Source organism: Microbacterium sp. M, assembly GCF_045181065.1.
Taxonomy (GTDB): domain Bacteria; phylum Actinomycetota; class Actinomycetes; order Actinomycetales; family Microbacteriaceae; genus Microbacterium.
The window spans coordinates 725,239-739,203 of record NZ_CP173721.1 but is presented as its reverse complement, the minus strand read 5'-3'; the positions used below and the strand labels follow the sequence as shown (position 1 = coordinate 739,203).

17 protein-coding genes are annotated in these 13,965 nt (G+C 69.6%); 8 read left to right on the top strand and 9 right to left on the bottom strand.

All coding sequences use genetic code 11. The features are described 5' to 3' along the window. Positions 1-7 precede the first annotated feature (7 nt). Complete coding sequence (locus tag ACI7YT_RS03420) at positions 8-322, bottom strand: hypothetical protein (RefSeq protein ID WP_406249088.1); 315 nt, start codon at positions 320-322, stop codon at positions 8-10. Then, positions 319-1,206: an SDR family oxidoreductase gene (locus ACI7YT_RS03415; RefSeq protein ID WP_406249087.1), complete on the bottom strand. Its 888-nt coding sequence runs from the start codon at positions 1,204-1,206 to the stop codon at positions 319-321. The genes ACI7YT_RS03420 and ACI7YT_RS03415 overlap by 4 nt, the downstream gene beginning before the upstream one ends. 198 nt (positions 1,207-1,404) lie before the next feature. Here ACI7YT_RS03415 and ACI7YT_RS03410 point away from each other — a divergent pair, with 198 nt between their 5' ends. Both ACI7YT_RS03410 and ACI7YT_RS03405 read left to right on the top strand, forming a co-directional pair. Then, positions 1,405-1,704: a hypothetical protein gene (locus ACI7YT_RS03410; protein ID WP_406249086.1), complete on the top strand. Its 300-nt coding sequence runs from the start codon at positions 1,405-1,407 to the stop codon at positions 1,702-1,704. After that, positions 1,701-1,919 carry a hypothetical protein gene (locus ACI7YT_RS03405; RefSeq protein WP_406249085.1) on the top strand — a complete coding sequence of 73 codons (219 nt, stop codon included), beginning with the start codon at positions 1,701-1,703 and terminating at the stop codon, positions 1,917-1,919. The genes ACI7YT_RS03410 and ACI7YT_RS03405 overlap by 4 nt, the downstream gene beginning before the upstream one ends. Here the strand turns inward: ACI7YT_RS03405 and ACI7YT_RS03400 are convergent. From ACI7YT_RS03400 to ACI7YT_RS03385, 4 genes are read right to left on the bottom strand one after another with little or no spacing between them, the layout of a single operon-like run. Next, positions 1,868-3,517 carry an alpha-amylase family protein gene (locus ACI7YT_RS03400; RefSeq protein ID WP_406249084.1) on the bottom strand — a complete coding sequence of 550 codons (1,650 nt, stop codon included), beginning with the start codon at positions 3,515-3,517 and terminating at the stop codon, positions 1,868-1,870. The two genes, ACI7YT_RS03405 and ACI7YT_RS03400, sit on opposite strands and share 52 nt — an antisense overlap. Further along, positions 3,514-4,473, bottom strand: a complete 960-nt coding sequence (locus tag ACI7YT_RS03395; RefSeq protein WP_406249083.1) for a TIGR03885 family FMN-dependent LLM class oxidoreductase — start codon at positions 4,471-4,473, stop codon at positions 3,514-3,516. Before ACI7YT_RS03395 ends, ACI7YT_RS03400 begins: the two co-directional genes overlap by 4 nt. Before the next feature lie 12 nt (positions 4,474-4,485). Then, complete coding sequence (locus tag ACI7YT_RS03390; RefSeq protein ID WP_406249082.1) at positions 4,486-4,944, bottom strand: SRPBCC family protein; 459 nt, start codon at positions 4,942-4,944, stop codon at positions 4,486-4,488. A 36-nt stretch (positions 4,945-4,980) separates the two neighbouring features. Beyond that, the gene (locus tag ACI7YT_RS03385) at positions 4,981-6,546 is read right to left on the bottom strand and encodes an FAD-dependent oxidoreductase (protein WP_406249081.1); all 1,566 of its coding nucleotides are present in this window, start codon (positions 6,544-6,546) and stop codon (positions 4,981-4,983) included. 141 nt (positions 6,547-6,687) lie between these two features. Here ACI7YT_RS03385 and ACI7YT_RS03380 point away from each other — a divergent pair, with 141 nt between their 5' ends. Continuing rightward, positions 6,688-7,683: a 1-phosphofructokinase family hexose kinase gene (locus ACI7YT_RS03380; RefSeq protein ID WP_406249080.1), complete on the top strand. Its 996-nt coding sequence runs from the start codon at positions 6,688-6,690 to the stop codon at positions 7,681-7,683. Then, positions 7,680-8,495 (top strand): 5'/3'-nucleotidase SurE, encoded by an 816-nt coding sequence (gene surE / locus ACI7YT_RS03375; RefSeq protein WP_406249079.1) that lies wholly within the window; start codon positions 7,680-7,682, stop codon positions 8,493-8,495. The genes ACI7YT_RS03380 and surE overlap by 4 nt, the downstream gene beginning before the upstream one ends. Here surE and ACI7YT_RS03370 read toward each other — a convergent pair. Next, positions 8,432-8,767, bottom strand: a complete 336-nt coding sequence (locus ACI7YT_RS03370; RefSeq protein WP_406249078.1) for an ATP-dependent DNA ligase — start codon at positions 8,765-8,767, stop codon at positions 8,432-8,434. The genes surE and ACI7YT_RS03370 overlap by 64 nt on opposite strands. A 139-nt stretch (positions 8,768-8,906) precedes the next feature. Here ACI7YT_RS03370 and ACI7YT_RS03365 point away from each other — a divergent pair, with 139 nt between their 5' ends. Next, positions 8,907-9,320 carry a CBS domain-containing protein gene (locus ACI7YT_RS03365; RefSeq protein WP_406249077.1) on the top strand — a complete coding sequence of 138 codons (414 nt, stop codon included), beginning with the start codon at positions 8,907-8,909 and terminating at the stop codon, positions 9,318-9,320. A 13-nt stretch (positions 9,321-9,333) separates the two neighbouring features. Continuing rightward, positions 9,334-9,606 carry a Rho termination factor N-terminal domain-containing protein gene (locus ACI7YT_RS03360; protein ID WP_406249076.1) on the top strand — a complete coding sequence of 91 codons (273 nt, stop codon included), beginning with the start codon at positions 9,334-9,336 and terminating at the stop codon, positions 9,604-9,606. 56 nt (positions 9,607-9,662) lie between these two features. Here the strand turns inward: ACI7YT_RS03360 and ACI7YT_RS03355 are convergent, their stop codons facing one another. Then, the gene (locus ACI7YT_RS03355; RefSeq protein ID WP_406249075.1) at positions 9,663-10,742 is read right to left on the bottom strand and encodes an alcohol dehydrogenase catalytic domain-containing protein; all 1,080 of its coding nucleotides are present in this window, start codon (positions 10,740-10,742) and stop codon (positions 9,663-9,665) included. Positions 10,743-11,109: 367 nt separating this feature from the next. Then, on the bottom strand, positions 11,110-12,291 hold the full coding sequence (locus ACI7YT_RS03350; RefSeq protein ID WP_406249074.1) for a sensor histidine kinase: 1,182 nt from the start codon (positions 12,289-12,291) through the stop codon (positions 11,110-11,112). A gap of 227 nt (positions 12,292-12,518) precedes the next feature. On the opposite strand from ACI7YT_RS03350, the gene ACI7YT_RS03345 reads away from it, so the two are divergent. Further along, on the top strand, positions 12,519-13,175 hold the full coding sequence (locus ACI7YT_RS03345; protein WP_406249073.1) for a response regulator: 657 nt from the start codon (positions 12,519-12,521) through the stop codon (positions 13,173-13,175). 33 nt (positions 13,176-13,208) lie between these two features. Continuing rightward, on the top strand, positions 13,209-13,925 hold the full coding sequence (locus tag ACI7YT_RS03340) for a hypothetical protein (protein ID WP_406249072.1): 717 nt from the start codon (positions 13,209-13,211) through the stop codon (positions 13,923-13,925). The last annotated feature ends 40 nt before the right edge of the window (positions 13,926-13,965 follow it).

Sequence of the window (13,965 nt, the reverse complement as noted above, 5' to 3'; positions counted from 1 at the left end):
CCGTCTCCTACCTCTCCGGAGGGAAGTGCGGGATCTCGAAGGGACGCGTCGAACGGTTCTCCTCGGCGGCCGCCACCGCGGCATCCAGGTCCTCGAGCAGTTCGTCGAGGTCCCGATAGCGCGAGCGATGCGGGCAGGGGCTGCGCAACCACAGCACCTCGATCGCACCGAGCTCGCTCTTCTCGGCATACGCGACGAGGCGTGCGGCATCGGCATGCCCACGGGTGGCGTCGCAGATGCGCCAGCCAGCGCGTCCGAGCGGGATGATCTCCCACGACGGGCTGGTTGCTGACGGAGGGTCTGTGGGGGCCACGATGCTCACAGCGCCTTCCCTCCGGTCACGGCGAGGACAGCGCCTGAGGTGTACGACGACTCCGCCGATGCGAGATAGACGTACGCGCCGGCGAGCTCCGCCGGTTGGCCCGCACGACCGAGCGGGGTGTCGGAGCCGAACTGGGCGACCTTCTCCTCGTCCCAGCCGGTGGAGGGGATGAGCGGCGTCCAGATCGGCCCCGGCGCGACGGCGTTGACACGGATGCCGCGCGTGCCGGCCTCCTGCGCCAGTGCCTTCACGAAGGCGACCTGCGCGGCCTTCGTCATGGCGTAGTCGATGAGACCTGGCGACGGTTCGGCCGCCTGGATCGACGCCGTCACGATGATCGACGCACCCGGCTCCATCGACGGGTACGCCGCCCGCGCCGAGTACATGAGCCCGGCGAGGTTCGTGTCGAACACGCGGCGCATGTCCTCGGTCTTCAGATTCGCGAAACCGCCGACGTCGTGCTGGTAGGCGGCGTTGAGCACCAGCACGTCGAGGCCGCCGAGTGCACGACGGGCCTCGACCACGGCATCCGTCGCGAATTGCTCGTCGCGGACGTCACCGGACAGGCTCAGCCCCTTCCGGCCGGCGTCGCGGACGAGTCCGAGGGTGTCATCGGCGTCCTCCTGCTCCTCCGGCATGTGCACGATCGCGACGTCCGCGCCTTCGCGGGCGAACGCGATGGCGACGGCACGGCCGATGCCCGAGTCACCGCCCGTGATGAGGGCACGGCGTCCGGCCAGCCGGCCGTGACCGACGTAGCTCTGCTCGCCGTGATCGGGGGTGGGCCGGGTGGCATCCGTCTGTCCTGGCTGCTCCTCCTGCGACTGCGGGGGGAACGGTCCATCGGTGTGCGCGTAGCGGGGGTCTTCGGCAATACGGGTCATCATCATCCTCGCTCTGGGGAAACGTCAGGAAGGTCGTTACCGACCCTCCCTCTCCGCGCCGCGAAGAACCAGGGGGTTGACACTGGCCGCACGGACATTCTTCGCGTGCGTGGGCGCTCGCGCGCGATCTGTCAACGGGGCTGACCGCCCCGGCGCCGATGGGCGACGGTGGGAATCCATCAACCGAAGGAGTCAGCCATGTCAGGTACGCGAGCCATTCCCGAGGACGAACTGCCGTTCCCTCCCGACCGCCTCGAACAGCGGGATGTCGAGAACACCGATCCAGCGGATGCCGAGGCCGTGCCCGAGGAGGAGACCGCCGACGATCGGGCGGACGAGGAGGACCAGCCCGAGACGCAGGGCGACGAGCCGCTCGAGGCCGACCTCGGCGAGGACGGCCAGGGCGACCTGGCCCCGGAGGATGAACCGGATGTCCTCGCGGCCGACGAGGCCCGCTCGGATGCGGCGCCCACCGATCTCCGCGAGGAGGCGCCGTGAGCGGCGTCGGCGATCAGGGTCTGCGCCCTGAGCACGTCCAGCCGCAGCCACCGGACGACGAGCAGTTCGCGGCCGAGGAGGAAGCCGAGCAGCAGGACGACCGTCCGCGGCGTCCGGATGAGCCGCCTATCGAGCCGGCCGGACCGGGCGCGACCGACCCAGATCAGGAGCGGAGCGACCCCGACCCCGACCGGCGCAGCCAGCGGAATCCGTAACCCTCCAGGTCGAGCACGAGCCGACCGTCCGTCGGCTCGATCGGCGTGTTGGAGAGCAGATCGGCGACCGATGCGTCGCCGTCGAGATCGGGAAGCTCGATCTCCACGCGGCGTGCGTCCTCGGCGAAGTTGTGCACCGCGATGAACAGGACGCCGTCGGCGCGGCAAGCGTGCGCCAGCACGGCCGGGTCGCCAGTGTCCACGATCGACAGCTCGCCCCACGCGATCTCCGGCGCGGATCTGTAGCGGGCGATCAGCAGCCGGACGAACGACAGCAGCGAATCTGGGTCGCGCAGCTGATCGTGCACGTTGACGTGCTCCGGGGCGTAGCCATCGGTCGGCATGTCGGGCACCCGAGACGCCCTCGCCGTGGAGAATCCGCCGGCAGGTCCCGGGTCCCATTGCATCGGCGTGCGGATGGCTGCGCGGTCCGGCATCGCGGGCAGCTCCCCCATGCCGATCTCCTCGCCGTACAGCAGCATCGGCGCGCCGGGGAGCGAGAACAGCAGGCTGTACGCCTGCCGGATGCGGCGGGGGTCGCCGCGCAGCATCGGTGCCAGGCGACGGACGATGCCTCGCCCGTAGACGCGCTGGCGTTCGTCCGGAGCCAGCTCGTCGAACACGTCCTGGCGCCCCTGCTCGTCCAGTTGCTCGAGCGTGAGTTCGTCGTGGTTGCGCAGGAACATCGCCCACCCCAGACGACGATCCACGACGGGCCGCTTCCCCAGCACCTCGGCCACCGGGCCCGCGTCATGTCTGACGAGGGAGAGGAACACGGCCTGCATGGTCTCGAAGTCGAACTGGAGCTCCAGCTCGGTGCCGGATGAGCCGAAGTACTCGAGCTGGTCCTTGTGCGGCAACCCGACCTCACCCAGAAGCGCTGCTCCCCCGCGACGACGACCGACGAACCGGTGCAGTTCCCGCAGGAACTCGTGCGGGTCGGTCTCGTCCGCCGCACCGGGTGGGGAGATCAGGAACGGGACGGCGTCGAGGCGGAAGCCGTCGACGCCGAGCTCGGTCCAGAAACCGACCACGCGCGCGATCGCCGCGCGCACCTCGGGTTCGGCGAGGTTCAGATCCGGCTGATGCCGGTAGAAGCTGTGCAGGTAGTACTGATCGGTGCGCTCGTCGTGCTCCCAGACGCCGTCCTCCTCCCCGGGGAACACCGTCTTCTGCGACGTCCGCGGCGGTCGGTCGCGCCACACGTAGTAGTTGCGATGCTTCGACGTGCGCGATCGCCGGGCGGAGCGGAACCACGGATGCCGGTCCGAGGTGTGGTTCACCACGAGATCCATGATGACCCTGATGCCCCGACCGTGCGCGATCCGCAGCAGCTCGACGGAGCCGCCGAGGTCGCCGAGCCGAGGATCGACGCCGGTGAAATCCGTGATGTCGTACCCGTCATCGAGGTCGCGCGTCGGCTGGAACGGCATGAGCCAGAGACAGGTCACGCCCAACTCGGACAGATAGTCGATACGGTCGCAGAGCCCCTCGATGTCGCCGACGCCGTCTCCGTCGGAGTCCTGGAAGGTCTCGATGTCGAGGCAGTAGATCACCGCCGTCCGCCACCACAGATCACTCGTGTCGGCCGGCCTCACAGCAGCCTCCTCAGCATCGGGAGCAACTCGCTCTCGCAGCGGGCGAGGAATGCCGTCTGATCGACGCCGACGTGATGCAGGTAGACGCGGTCGTACCCGAGCGCGACCTGGGCGATCTGCTCGGCGAGCGCCGTCGCCGAGCCCGAGATCAGCACGGCGGAACGCAGCTTCTCCTCGGTCGGGTCGGCGAGCGCCTCGAAATCCTCCGGCTGCTCGAGGTCCCACGTCCGCTCGGCGGGTGCTGTCGCGTGCGACCACTGGTCACGGGCGAGCGCGAGAGCCTCGGCATCCGTTCCGGCCAGGCTCACGTGAATCTGCACGGCCAGCGGTCCCCCGCCGCCCGCATCCCGATAGGCCTCGCGCGTCTGCGCCGTCGCCGCCGGGTCGCTCCCGACGGTGATCAGTCCGTCCGCCCAGGACGTCACCTCGGCGGCCGTCTCCGGGCTGACCGCCGCCGCCAGCAGTTCGGGCGGGGCCGTCGGTCTGCTCCAGATGCGCGCCTCGTGCACCCGCACCTCCCCGTCGTGATCGACGCGTTCGCCGCCGATGAGCGCACGGATCACCGCCGCGCTCTCGCGCAGACGACGATCGCGCCGCTCCTTGTCCGGCCATTCAGCGCCGGTGACGTGCTCGTTGAGGGCCTCACCGCTGCCCAACGCGGCCCAGAAGCGGCCGGGGAACATCGTGGCGAGCGTCGCCGCGGCCTGGGCGGTGATCACCGGATGATAGCGCTGCCCCGGGGCGGTGACGAGGCCGATCGGGAACCGCGTCAAGGCGAGTGCGGCGCCGATCCAGCTCCAGGCGTATCCCGATTCCCCCTGCGCGCGCGTCCACGGCGCGAGGTGATCGGAGCACATCGCCCCGTCGAAGCCGACGCTCTCCGCATCTCGTACGGCCTGCAGCAGTTTCGCGGGGTCGACCTGCTCGTGCGAGGCGTGGAAACCGATCTGGACCATGGGCGCACCCGCTCAGAAGGCGAGGTCAGGGTCGGCGACGACCCTGCTCCCCCCGCCACCGCCCTCCAGGAACTCCTTGAAGCGCTTGAGGTCGGAGGCAGCAGCTCGCTCGTCGAGATTGAGGAGCGCCCCTGCCTTCTCCGTGACCGTCTCCGGCACCCAGCCCATCTCCAACTCGACGCGCGTGCGCTCGGCGTCGATGGGCGTGAACTGCACCGCACCGGTGTGAATTTTCTCGCCGTCGCTCACCCAGGCGATGCGCTGGTTCGGCACGGCCTCGGTCACGATCGCGTCGAACTCGCGCTCGACTCCGCCGACGTTGACGACCCAGTGCGTGCGGTCCGGGCTCAGGCGCTCGATGCTCTTCACCATCGACATGTAGTACGGCATGTCCTCCAGCCGCGCCCACTGCTCGTACACCGCGCTCGCCGGCGCTTCGACCTCGATCTCGGCTCTGATCACTTCGGTCATTCGGCTCATCTCCTTCGTCGGGTGGTCTCGGACGGCTCACCCTATGGACGCCGTGTCCGAGGCCGTTTCGGGGTTGACCTGGTCGGCTCCTGCGCGTACCTTGCCGTCCCGCCGCGGCAGATCCCGCGTCGCCGGTCCCTCGATCACGCGGCCGTCCGGTGCGAAGCGCGACCCGTGCAGCGGACAGTCCCAGCTGCGCTCCGCCGTGTTCCAGCGGAGCACGCCGCCCAGGTGCGTGCAGACGGCGGAGACCGCGCAGATGCGGCCGTCGACATCGGATTCCGCGACCGGTTCGAGTCCGCGTCGCATCACTCGCGCGCGCTCCGTGCCCTCGGCGTGGGACTGCTCGGGCCGGGCCCACCCTCGCGCGGCTTCGGCCGCGACGGCGGCGGTGCTGCGCACCATCGTGGCCGCTCCATGCGCGCCGACCCGCGCGTGCGCGAAGTGCTCGGCCCACTCCGCAGGCGCGTCGTCCACGATGCCGGTGAGCGCCAGCGCGCCGGCGACGGCATTGGTCATGCCCCACTTGGCGAAGCCCGTCGCGGCGAGGATCCGACCCCGCGTCCCCGGAAGGATGCCGAAGAACGGCCGATCTCCGGCCATCCGATAGTCCTGAGCTGCCCACCACCGATCGCGCACAGCGCCGGAGAACGCCTGCGCGGTCCACCGGTCGATCGCCTGCAGGCGCTGCCGCGTGTCCGGATCCGTTCCCGTCCGGTACGAACTGCCCCCGACGACGAGCAGTGCACGGCCCTGCTCGTCCCGCCCCGATCTGAGCGATCGGGTGACCTCGTCGACGCAGAGGAACATCCCGTCCGGGATCATGGCCGCATCGGGAAGCCGGTACGCCGCGACCATCTGCCTCGTGGGGGTGAGCTTCGCGAAGAAGCCCCGACGATCCACCACGGGGAAGCCCGTCGTCACCAGCAGTCGCTGCGCGGAGATCGTGCCGCTGCTCGTGCGGACGCGCACGCCGTCGCCGCTCGCCTCCGCGCCGGTGAGCCGGCATCCTCCGATGAAGTGCACGCCGAGCGCACGGGCGCGGCCGGCGAGCGCGTCGAGCGCCCGCATCGGATGCAGCTGCGACTGGTCCTCCAGGACGAGGGCGCTGGACACCGGGAACGGCAGCCCCGCCTGTCCGGAGCGCCGTTCGACCTCGATCCCCACCGTCCGGCACGCGGTCGCCTCGGCACGGACGTTCGCGTCGCCGTCCGCCGTCATCGCGTAGGTGATCGCGACACGGCGCTCCTCGGCATCCGGCGCGTCGGCGAGTTCGCCGCGCAACCAGGACTGCCCGTCGCGCTGCGCGTGCGCGTACGCGCGCAGGACGTGCTCGCCGGCGCTGCGGAGGATGCCGGAGTGGACCGTGCCCTGCAGCAGGCTGAGCTTCGCGGTCGAACCCCCTGTGGTGCGCGCGCCGATCTCGGCGGCGTCGAACACGACCACGCGATGCCCCGAGCGCGCGAGCATCACGGCGGCGGACAGCCCCGTGAGCCCGGCACCGGCGATCACGATCTCGGCGTCGTCCACAGCACGCGTCTCCAGGTGAATGTCCGGTGCGGTGTCGCGCCACAGCGAATGAGGTCGGTCTGTCGTGGTCACTCCGACTCCTCTCGTCTCCCCCGATCCGATACCGCCACCGCGTTCCGAGGACAGGGCCTTGACACGATCGGCTCGCTAACCGCTGTGCGCCCTGCCGTCAATCCCCTGCGCCGCCCGAGCCGCGACTCGTACTGTGCCGACATGAGCGATGTCACGGTTTTCGCGCCGTCTCCGACGCTGACCATCACCGTCGAGGACCACCCTCAGGGCTCCGAGATCCACGTGCATGCCGGCGGACAGGGGGTCTGGCAGGCGAGAATGCTCCGGCGCCTGGGCTGCGAGGTGACGATGTGCTGCGTGCTCACGGGCGAGATCGGCGGCGCCCTCGGCCATCTGCTCGAGGATGAGGGCCTGCGGGTCGTCGCCGTCGAGCGTGCCGGACGCGGCTCCGCCTACGTCCACGACCGCCGCGAGGGAAAACGCGTCGCGATCGCCGAGGAGCAGGGCGACCCGCTCGGACGTCACGAGCTCGACGACCTCTACACACGGATGCTGGATGCCGCGTCGCATTCACGCATCTCGATCCTCAGCGGCCCGGCCGGCGACGAGACTGTACCGCCGGACATGTACCGCCGCCTGGCCGCGGATCTGCGCGGCGACGAACGCCGGGTCGTGGCGGATCTCGCCGGCGACCGGATGCGGGCCGTCGTCTCTGGCGGGGTCGATGTGCTCAAGGTGAGCCACGAGGAGCTCAGGGACGATGGGCTCATCGAAGCGGATTCGACCGACGCCATCCGCGCCGCTATGCGCACCCTGCGCGATGCGGGCGCGCGGGCGGTCATCGTGACGCGCTCCTCGGATCCGCTGCTGCTGATGGACGAGCACGGGACCGTCGAGGTCTCCCTGCCGGCGTTCGCCGAGGCGGAGACGCGAGGAGCAGGTGATTCGCTCACCGCCGGCGTCGTGGCCGGGCTCGTGCACGGCGAACCGCTGCGGCGCGCGATCTCGCTCGGGGCCGCAGCCGGAGCGCTCAACGTCACCAGGCACGGTCTGGGCACCGGAGACGGATCAGCCATCCGGGGACTGCGCGATCGAGTCCGTCAGCGCATGATCGACACCGATGAGGCACCGATCGCCGAAGAGCGCACCAGCCCGGAAGGGCTCGCCGCGCGCGCTGCTCTTGAGGAGGACTCATGACCCGGGTGCTCGTCACGAACGACGACGGCATCGATGCCCCTGGGCTGCATGCGCTCGCCGCGGCAGCCGTCTCGGCCGGCTTCGACGTGATCGTCGCGGCGCCGGCGAAGCAGTCCAGCGGTTCGAGCGCCTCGATCCTGGCGGAAGAGGCGGACGGCCGCATCCGCATCGAGAAGCGCGAGCTCGACGGCCTCGAGGGCGTCCGCGCCCACGCTGTGCACGGCGGTCCGGGTCTCATCGCCCTGATCGCGTCGCGCGGCGCCTTCGGCTCCCCCGCGGACCTGGTGCTCTCCGGGGTCAACCATGGCGCGAACGTCGGCCGTGCGATCCTGCACTCCGGCACCGTCGGCGCCGCGCTGACCGGCGGCCTCGGCGGCACGTGGGGAATGGCGGTCTCCCTGGACGTCGGCATCGAACCGGAGACGTGCCACTGGGACGTCGGAGCGGATGCCGCGCTGCGATTGGTGCCGTTGCTGTTCACCCGCCCACGGGGCGCGGTCGTGAACGTGAATGTGCCGAACGCTCCGGAGGCGCGCGGCTTCGTTGAGGCCCCGCTCGCGCCGTTCGGCATCGTCCAGACCACGCTCACGGAGGCGGACGAGCACTACGTGCGTCTCGCCGTGGAGGACTTGCCGCTCCTTCCGGCGGAGGACAGCGACGCGGCGCTGCTCGCCGACGGCTGGGTGACCGTGACGGGGATCGACCCGGTCAGCAGCTGCGCGTTCCCGCTCCCGCCTGAGCTTTCGGATCAGAGCGCGGGATTCTCCGCCGTGACCGGTTCGCCGCCGTCCGCCGGTTCCGGCACGAGGTAGAGCCCGCCGGGAGAGTTCGCGGTGAAGGCCAGGGCCTCGATCCACGCGCGATTGATCGCCGGCGATCGGCTGCCGTAGTACTTGAACACGAGCGCACTGGACGCGTGCACCCACACGGTCGTCCGGCCGCCTCCGACGCTGGCGTCTTCACGCCACGAGAACGGGAACGGCTCTCCTCGTCGCAGCTTCGCGCTGATGACCAGTTGGATGTGAGTGAGAGCGCGGTCCTCGATCTCGACCTTGACGCCGCCATCGTAGATGAACTTGCCCATGCGACACCCTCTCGTTCGTGGAGCCCGATCGGGCTCTCCGTCGTAGCTGTTCCCCTGCCGACAGCGTAGTGTCAACCCCCGTCGCGGGTCCGGTAGGCGCTCGTATCGTGTCCCCCATGCACAGGAGAGGAGCAACATCATGACCTTGGTCAGCGACATCATGACGCCAGGCGCTCGATGCATCGGCGAGAACGACTCGCTGCACATCGCCGCGACCGTGATGGCGGAGCTGGATGTCGGAGCCCTGCCCATCTGCGGGGAGGACAGCAGGCTGAAGGGGATGCTGACGGATCGCGACATCGTCGTCAAGGCGGTAGCGAACGGCATGGACCCCGAAACCACCCGTACAGGGGTACTGGCGATGGGCAAGCCGATCACCGTCACGGCGTCGGACGACATCTCGGTCGCGCTCGCGCGCATGCAGGAGCATCAGGTCCGCCGGCTTCCGGTGATCGATGACCACCTGCTGGTCGGCATCGTCAGCCAGGCGGACATCGCCCGTGCGATGCCGGCGGAGGACACCGGCCAGACCGTCGAACGCATCTCGCTCTGAAGGAGGACAGCACATGCCACGCGATCAGCGATCTCGCCTGAAGGATCCGGAGCTGTACGAGGAGCTTCGCGAGGACGGCGCATCGAAGGAGAAAGCAGCGCGGATCTCGAACGCCACGGGCGGCACGAAGAAAGGCCGATCGGACGTCGGACGGCGCGGCGGCGAATCAGGCAGCTACGAGGATTGGACGGTCCCGGAGCTCAAGGAACGCGCGAAGGAGCTCGGCCTGCACGGTTACTCCGGCAAGCGCAAGAGCGAACTCATCACGGCGCTGCGGAATCACTGAGCGCTCCTGGCGCGGTCGCACCGCGCCAGGAGTGCCGTGTCAGGGTCGGCCCCGGCTCACCGCGGAACGAGGCCGATCCGCAGCGGGGCGCCCGGTGCGGCCGCCGCCTCGAGCGCGGCCTCGGCATCCGAGAGCTGGTGCACTGCCCCGACCACGTCGGCGAACGGGTACGCCCTGCCCCGCCCCGCGAGGAACCCGACAGCAGCCAGGAGGTCCGACCCCGCGTAGTTGTGCACACCGGTGATCGTGATGAGGCGCCGGACGATGTCCTCGGCATCCAGCGCGATCGGGTCGGCGGGGAACACGCTGCCCACCAGCACGACCGTCCCGCCGACATCGACCGCGTCGATCGCGTCGGCGACCGCGTGCCCTGAGGCCTCGATCACCACCTTCGGGCTGCCGAGGTCGGCGCCGGATTCGGCCCCGAAGCGCTCGGCGAGTGCGCGCCGCTCCGCGGACGGATCCACGACGCTCACGCGTGCGCCGAGGTCTGCCGCGATGGCCGCCGCCGAAAGGCCGACCAGGCCCGCACCGTAGACCCGCACCGCGACGCCGTCGAGATCCCGTCCGGAGCGCGCGACGGCGGCCCAAGCGGTCGCCGTCGCGCACGACGCGGGTGCGAGCGCCGCTGCGGGGAGCGACTCCGGTACCCGCACGATCGCCGTCCCGCGACGCAGATGAACGTGAGAGGCGAACCCGCCGGTGAGCTCCCAGCGCGGCTCGATCCGCTCATGCCCGTACTTCGCGAGCGACCGGCATTTCTGGGAGATCCCGCTCGCGCATCGGTCGCATGCGCCGCACGACACCGTGACCGACCACACCACGCGATCGCCGACGCGGAGCTCCCCGCCCTCGACCGTGTGCGCGCCGCCTTCCCCGATCGCGATCACACGACCGACGCTCTCGTGCCCGAGCACGACGGGCGCGGGCGAGGGACGGTCACCGCGCACCGTGTGCACGTCGGAGCCGCAGATCGTCGACAGTTCGACGGCCACCAGCGCATCCCCGGCCGCCAGCGCGACCCCGGGCACCGCGACCGTCTCCAGCGGCGCCCCCGCACCGAGCCATACCCGCGCGGTCGCCGCGGGGCGCAGCACGACATCTCGCAGTTCGGCGTGGGGCAGCAGCGTGCGCACGTCAGCCCACCAGCACCGGCGCGGTGACGAGACCGCGCACGATCAGTGCGGACACGACGGCACAAGGAAGGGCGGCGGAATGGCGGTACTGCATGGCGGCCTTTCGAGTGTGCACGGCGGAGATCCGCCTGTCACTCTGGCACCTTGCGCAACACGATCCCGGTCGCCCCGGCAAGAGTTCAGGATCCGTTCACCTGTGCGACGGGAATGCACACCATCGCCGGAAACAGAAGATCGCGAGCGCGGATCGGTTTGGAAGCCTTGGACCCTGCGCTCGCGATCACGGCGCTGGGGACGCCGTACTCTGGGGAGCCTTCAGGATACGTTCGTGAATCCACGTCCGAACAGTGTCGAAGGTCGATACCCTCTACGACTTTCGGACAGATTCCACTGCAGCATCGGGTCGCCGAGCGATCGGCAGACGCGCCATGACGACCCACCGGTCACCGACCTCGCCGGCGCTGAACTCTCCGCTGCCTCCGAGCACGCGCTCGGCCATGCGCTCGAGCCCCGTACGGCTGGAGGAGAGGCTGCGCCGCGCCGTCGCCGACATCGGACTGCCGATCGTCAGCATCGCCGTCTCATCGGTGACACTCAGCTGCATCTCGATCGCACCGGCACCGGCGTACTTCAGGATGTTGGTCGCGGATTCGCGAGCGACCCGCGCGAGGATGATCTCGGCCGACCGCGGGATGCGCTCATCACGAGGATCTCCCTGGAAGGCGACCGCGTGGCCAGCCGCCTCGAGCTCTTCGCGTGCTTCGGCCAGAGCTGCCGCCAGGTCGCCGATCTGGACCTCCGCGCCACGAGGGCCGTCCTCGGCGAGATCGATCACGAAGCGCAGGTCGGTCATCGCCTTGCGGGCCGCGACGCGGATCGCCTCCTGCGAGTCCGGGCGAGCCTGTTCGTCATCGAGCATCTGGACGTGCAGGGAGACGATGGTCAGATGATGCGCGATGCTGTCGTGCAGCTCTCCGGCGATCCACCGACGCTCCGCGAGCACCGCCTGGCGCTCCTGTTCGGCGCTGGCGGCGAGCTGCTGTTCGAGTCGGTGACCGCGGGCGAAGGCCATCCGCAGTGCGAAGCCCACGCCGCCGGAGACGGTCGCTGCGATGAGGTAGATGCCGACGTTGACGGGGGCGACCGTGTCGCCGTACGCGATGACGGCCGTGGCCACGAGGAAGCCTGCCGTGTACGACAGGATCAGCGATGTGCGCCCGAGACGCATGACGAGCGCGGCGGCCACGGCAGCGGTCGTCAACACCAGGGTCTGAGCGTCGACGATGAACGACACCGCGAAGGCGAGGCCGAGAGCGCATGTCGCCACCAGGGGCGAGACGACGAAGAGTGCGAGAGTCGCGGTGGCCAGAATGCTCACCGCGGAGCGGAGAAGATCGGCGTCCGGCGTGGAGAGCATGCCGAAGACGTCGAGAAGGATGACACCGGAGACGATGGCCAGAAGGAAGATGCGCTCGACGACGGTGAGCTTCTCTCCGCGTCCCAGTCGAAGGATGTCGGAGGCGCTCCGCGCCGACCGGTCCAAAGCCATAGTTCAGTATGTCCTATCCGCCAGCTATGGTTAGCGGTAGAGGCCGATCCAGCGTCCGAACTGATCCCAGAAAGTCATGGTCATTCACCTCCGAAGTTGGTCGTTTGTCCAGCAATGACTACATCTTCTCGACGTTCTCCCGCGAGCACATCCGACTCACTGGCAGACTTGTTTGGCCAAAGGTCTAGACGCTCATGGACACTCTGCTCAGCCGTTAGGCTTCCTGCATGCCGGAGATCCGTGTGCTCATCGTCGACGACGACCCTCTCGTGCGCACCGCGCTCGCGCACTTCGTGTCCCGTGACCCCGATATCGACGTGATCGGCCAGGCCGAGGACGGCCGCCAGGCGCTCGAGGCCATCGCGCACGACCGACCGGATGTCGTGATGATGGACGTTCAGATGCCCGAGATGAACGGCATCGAAGCGACCGCCGCGATCACCCAGCGCTGGCCGGATGTGCGGGTGGTAGCCGTGACGACACTCGACGGCAGCGACACCGTGCTGCCGATGCTCAGCGCCGGAGCCGCCGGATACCTGCTCAAGGACTCCAGCGCCGAGAGCATCGTCACCGGCATCCGCGAGGTGCACGGCGGCGCGAGCTCGCTGTCGCCCCGCGTCGCGTCGATGCTCATCCGTCACGTGCGCGAGGCATCCTCCGGTGCGCAGGGTGCGGCGGACCTCGAGCCGCTCACCGAACGCGAAACGGAGGTCCTCGATCGCCTGGCCGCCGGGATGTCGAACGCCGAGATCGCCGGTGCCCTCATCGTCTCGGAGGGCACCGTGAAGGCGCACCTCGGGCGCATCATGGCCAAGTGGCATCTGCGCGACCGCGTGCAGATCCTGGTCACCGCCGCGCGGGCGGGGCTGATCGATTTCCGCTGAGCGAGGCGGCAGCCACTCGCTATGCTCTTCGCCATGAGCATCGGCACCGTCCAGCAGCAGTTGTCCACGCCAGAAGGATTCGCCAAGGCGGTGACGCCGAGAAGCGCAATGTACGTCGGCGGACTCACCAGCCTCATCGCCGGCCTGTTCGGCATCGCGATGAACATCTTCCAACTCGGCTCGGCGAGCGACTGGAACTGGCGACTGATCTTCCGCTACTTCTTCGACGCGCAGGCCGTCGAATTCACCGGCGGCCGCTCCGGCCGCGCCGAGATGTGGCGCTTCCTGTACGTGTATGGACCGATCATCCTGATCCCGCTCGGCGTGATCCTGCTCATCGTCCACTTCTCCACCCGCCGGAAGAACGGCGCGACGCTGTTCGCCGACTTCCGGTCGCGCGGCTGGGTGGGGCGCCAGCGCTTCACCGGTCTCAAAGTGAAGAACGGCAATGCCACGGTCGACGTCGTCTACGTGTCGCACCCGAGCATCCCCGACGAGAACTTCGATGCGATCGTGCAGCAGCACGCGACCCAGATCGCGGCGCTCGACAAGAAGGGCGCCAAGGCCGCCTCGGCCGCGGCGATCAAAGCCGGCATCCTCAAAGGCGGCATCAGCGCAGCGGCCCTCACCCCCGGCCTCCCGCCGGAGATCGTCGCCGCCCCTGTTCAGGGCAAGGGCGAGTTCGTCGCCGTCGTCCCTCCCGCACCGGGCGCGACCGGCAAGTACCAGGTGCTGCCGATCAAGGAGTGATGCGTACGCGGAACGGGGCGGAGCCGAATCGGCTCCGCCC